This is a genomic window from Roseateles sp. (genome assembly GCF_036486225.1).
Lineage (GTDB): Bacteria > Pseudomonadota > Gammaproteobacteria > Burkholderiales > Burkholderiaceae_C > Roseateles.
Map to the genome: position 1 here is coordinate 1 of NZ_DASVNZ010000225.1, position 4221 is coordinate 4221.

A 4221-nucleotide genomic window follows, 5' to 3' on the forward strand; every position below is an offset into this window, starting at 1 on the left:
GCCACGGTTGGCATGTGCGTGCACTGGCACGCCGGCCGGGCCACGGCGCGGAAGGCGTCGAATGGGTGCAGGGCGACGCCATGCTGGCGGCCGACGTGGCGCGCGCCGCGGACGGTGTGGATGTGATCGTGCACGCCGTGAACCCGCCCGGCTACCGGCGCTGGAGCGAGCTGGTGCTGCCGATGCTCGACAACACCATCGCCGCCGCGTCGGCCCGGGGCGCGACCGTCGTGCTGCCCGGCACCGTCTACAACTTCGGACCCGACGCGATGCCCCATCCGGAGGAGGATGCCCCACAACGCCCGCTGACGCGCAAAGGCGCGATCCGTGTCGAGATGGAGCGCCGCCTGCAGGCAGGCGCCGAACGCGGCGACTTCCGGGCGATCGTGCTGCGTGCCGGCGACTTCTTCGGCCCCGGCGCGGCGAACAGCTGGTTCTCGCAGGGGCTGGTGACGCCGGGACAACCGGTGACGCGGATCCAGCAGGCCGGCACCGACGGCGTCGGTCACCAGTGGGCGTATCTGCCGGACGTCGCGACCGCGATGGCCGCGCTGATCGAACGCCGCGACACGCTGCCGGCGTTCGCGCGCTTCCACTTCGCGGGCCACTGGGATGCCGACGGACGCCAGATGGCGGAGGCGATCCGCCGCGTCGTGCAGCGCCGCACCGGCACGCAGCCGCGCATGACCCGTTTCCCCTGGTGGGCGGTGCGCCTGGCGCAGCCGGTGGTGCCGCTGTTCCGCGAACTGGCCGAGATGCGTTACCTGTGGCGCGAGCCGCTGCGCATGGACGGGGCGCGCCTGGCCGCGGAGTTGGCCGCCCAGGGCGGCGTGCCCCACACGCCGCTGGACGTGGCGATCGAGCGCACGCTGGAAGCGCTCGGGTGTCTGCCTGTCGCGCACGCCCCGGCGAAAGTCGCCGCGCCAGCCGCTGGGACAGCGACGCTCAATCGAAGTAGTGCTGACGCAAACGCTCGTAGCGCCCATCCCGCCTGAGGCGGTCCAGCGCGGCCTGCAGGCGCCGCGCGACGGCCGGATCACCGTCCACCGGCAGGCCGTACCAGTAGGACTTGTCGACGTCCATCGGCAGCACCGGGGTCAGCGTCGCATAGGGCAGCTTCAGCTCGCGCAGGTGCCAGGCGGCGGCCCAGTCCAGCAGCACGATCAGGTCCATGCGGCCGGCCAGCAGCTTGCGCAGGTTGGTCGCGTCGTCGAGGCCGAGTTCCAGCTCGGTCTCCGGCCGCAGGCCGTCGGCGACCAGTTGCTTCGCGGCGGCTGAATCGCGCGACACGCCCAGCCGCCAGCCGTTGAGCTGCCGGAGGCTGGTGGGGTGCACATCGGTGCGGTGGCTCAGCCGGTAGACGAGGATGCGACGCGGACTGATCGGTCCGACCCAGCGGTACTGCGTCTCGCGTTCGGGCGTGCGCGTTAGCGAGAACAGCACGCTGTCCGCGCGCCGCGCCGCCTCCTGCACCGACCGCTGCCATGGCAGCACCTGGACACGCAGGGCGATGCCGGCGTCGGCCGCCATCGCCTTCAGGAGTTCGGTGCTGAAGCCGCGCGCGTCGCCGTTCTCGGCATAGTTCAGCGGCGGCAGGTTCTCGGTGAAGGCGATCAGCTCCCCCGCTCCCGAGGCCGTCCGGGCGCGCGCCGCCGGGGCGGCCAGGGCGGTAGGCAGGGCGCCCGGCAGCAGTCCCGCCGCCAGCAGGAGGCAGCACAGACGGCGCTCCGGCAGGGGCTCGATCACGTGGGACATCGCGGCAGTGTAGGAAGGGGCGATGACAGACCGACAGCGGTGTCGTCGCTTATCGCCAACAAGGTCACGGCCTTCCGACTGGGGAAAGCCCTTTCCCTCCAAAGAGGGCGGGCCCCCGAAAGACCTGACCCCTGCCGTTATTCTCCGTCCCCGACCGGGAGGCCCCGGGCGCATCGAGCACAAGGGAGAAAAGAGATGAAGAAGTTCTGGAGCGGACTGGCCGCCGTGATGGTGATGGCGGCCGGTACCGCGCATGCGGCCGATGACACGCTGATCTATGGATCCGTGGGCGTCGGCGGTGTGGACGGCAGTCAGGAGGCCTACAAGCGCGATGGCGACCAGCTGTCCGTCGGTTATTCGTTCGGCTATTACTTCAACGCGAACTATGGCGCCGAGATCTACACACGCAGCCTCGCGTTCCGGCCATTCGGCCCTCGCCGCGACTACGCCTACCCCGACACGCATGTCGGTGTCGCCGCCGTCTACCGCTATCCCTTGACCCGGATGTTCAGCCTGAACGGCCGGCTCGGCATCGGCCAGACCAAGATGTCACGGGATGACGGCGGCCATGCGGGCGACAAGACCAGCGTGACCGCCGGTGTCGGCGCGTCCCTGGAATTCAGCCGCCACGTCGCGATCACCGCCGGCTACGAGCGCTACTCCGGCATCAACACCGGCCTGTGGCTGGTCGGCTGGCAGCTCGGCTACTGATCCGGCGGCTGGCCCAGCGCATGGACGCCGTCAGGCGTCCATCTGCTTCTGGAAGACCAGGCCCGCGTGCTCGCGCAGCGCGTGGAACTTGATCTTGGGCCAGTTCTCCTGCATCGCGCGGAGTTCGCCGGCGTACTCGAGCAGCACCGTCGGCGCGTTCACCGCGTCCCAGGCGACGCGGTGCGCGTTGTGGTCGATGAAGCGGCGCAGTTCCTTCTCGCCGCCGTCCGCCTCGTCGCAGGTCACCCAGCGCGCGACGTTGTAGCGCGCCGGCATGACGCGGGCCTTGACGCCGTACTCATGCTCCAGCCGGTGGGCGACGACCTCGAACTGCAGCTGGCCGACCGCGCCCAGCAGCAGCACGCTGCCGGCCTCGGGGCGGAAGACCTGGATCGCGCCTTCCTCGCCGAGCTGGCGCAGGCCCTCGCGCAGCTGCTTGGTCTTGAGCGGATCCGCCACTTCCACGGAGCGGAACATTTCCGGCGCGAAGAAGGGCAGGCCGGTGTACTGCAGCGCCTCGCCCTCGGTGATCGTGTCGCCGAGCTGCAACACGCCGTGGTTGGGGATGCCGATGATGTCGCCGGCGAAGGCCTCGTCCAGCAGCTCGCGGCGCTGCGACAGGAAGCTCACCACCGTGTTGGGCCGCAGCTCCTTGCCGGAGCGCACGACCTTCAGGCGCATGCCGCGTTCGAAGTGGCCGGAGGCCACGCGAAGGAAGGCGATGCGGTCCCGGTGCGCCGGGTCCATGTTGGCCTGGATCTTGAAGACGACGCCGGTGAACTTGGGCTCTTCCGGCTGCACGACGCGCTGCATCGCGGCGCGTTCGGCCGGCGCGGGCGCCAGCTCGACCAGCGCGTCCAGCACTTCCTGCACGCCGAAGTTGTTGACCGCGGAGCCGAAGAACATCGGCGTCTGCTTGCCTGCGAGGAAGGCGTCCTCGTCGAAGGCCGGCGCGGCTTCCTTGACCAGTTCGATCTCGCCCTGCGCGTTGTCGTACTGCATGCCGAAGCGTTCGGCGTAGGCCGGGTTGTCCAGCCCGTCCAGCACTTCCTCGGTGCCGGCGGCGCGGTCCTCGCCGGGGGCGAACACCCGCATGCGTTGCTGGCGCAGGTCCATCACGCCGTGGAAATGCTTGCCCATGCCGACCGGCCAGGTGAACGGGACCACCGTCATGCCCAGTTCGCGCTCGATCTCGTCCATCAGCGCCAGCGGTTCCTGGACCTCGCGGTCCATCTTGTTGACGAAGGTCAGGATCGGCGTGTTGCGTGCGCGGCAGACCTGGATCAGCCGGCGGGTCTGCGGCTCGACGCCGTTGGCCGCGTCGATCACCATCAGCGCCGCGTCGACCGCGGTCAGCACGCGGTAGGTGTCTTCCGAGAAGTCCTGGTGGCCCGGGGTGTCCAGCAGGTTGATGACGCAGTCGCGGTACTCCATCTGCATCACCGACGAGGCCACCGAGATGCCGCGCTGCTTCTCGATCTCCATCCAGTCGGACGTCGCATGCCGTGAGGCCTTGCGCGCCTTCACCGACCCCGCGATCTGGATCGCGCCGGAGAACAGCAGCAGCTTCTCCGTCAGCGTGGTCTTGCCCGCGTCAGGGTGGGAAATGATGGCGAAGGTGCGGCGACGGCGCACTTCGGAGGGGATGCGGGAGAGGTCGGTGGACATGGCGGCTCTGGGGCGGCGAACCCACGATTATCGGGCACTGCCCCGCTTCTTTGACCGCGCCCGTCGGCGGCAGCCGGCCCCGGGGTC

Annotated in this window: 4 protein-coding genes; 2 read left to right on the forward strand and 2 right to left on the reverse strand. The window is 69.9% G+C overall.

What is annotated here, in order from left to right:
- Nucleotides 1-995 (forward strand): NAD-dependent epimerase/dehydratase family protein (locus tag VF536_RS15460; RefSeq protein ID WP_331615753.1); only part of this gene is annotated, 995 nt, incomplete at its 5' end.
- Here the strand turns inward: VF536_RS15460 and VF536_RS15465 are convergent.
- Entirely contained in the window at nt 946-1755 is an 810-nt protein-coding gene (locus tag VF536_RS15465) for a substrate-binding periplasmic protein (RefSeq protein WP_331615754.1), read from the reverse strand. The genes VF536_RS15460 and VF536_RS15465 overlap by 50 nt on opposite strands.
- A gap of 195 nt (nt 1756-1950) precedes the next feature.
- Between VF536_RS15465 and VF536_RS15470 the strand changes: the two genes are divergently transcribed.
- Complete coding sequence (locus tag VF536_RS15470) at nt 1951-2466, forward strand: outer membrane beta-barrel protein (RefSeq protein WP_331615755.1); 516 nt, start codon at nt 1951-1953, stop codon at nt 2464-2466.
- Between the two features lie 30 nt (nt 2467-2496).
- Here VF536_RS15470 and VF536_RS15475 read toward each other — a convergent pair whose 3' ends face one another.
- Nucleotides 2497-4134, reverse strand: a complete 1638-nt coding sequence (locus tag VF536_RS15475) for a peptide chain release factor 3 (RefSeq protein WP_331615756.1) — start codon at nt 4132-4134, stop codon at nt 2497-2499.
- Nucleotides 4135-4221 lie beyond the last annotated feature (87 nt).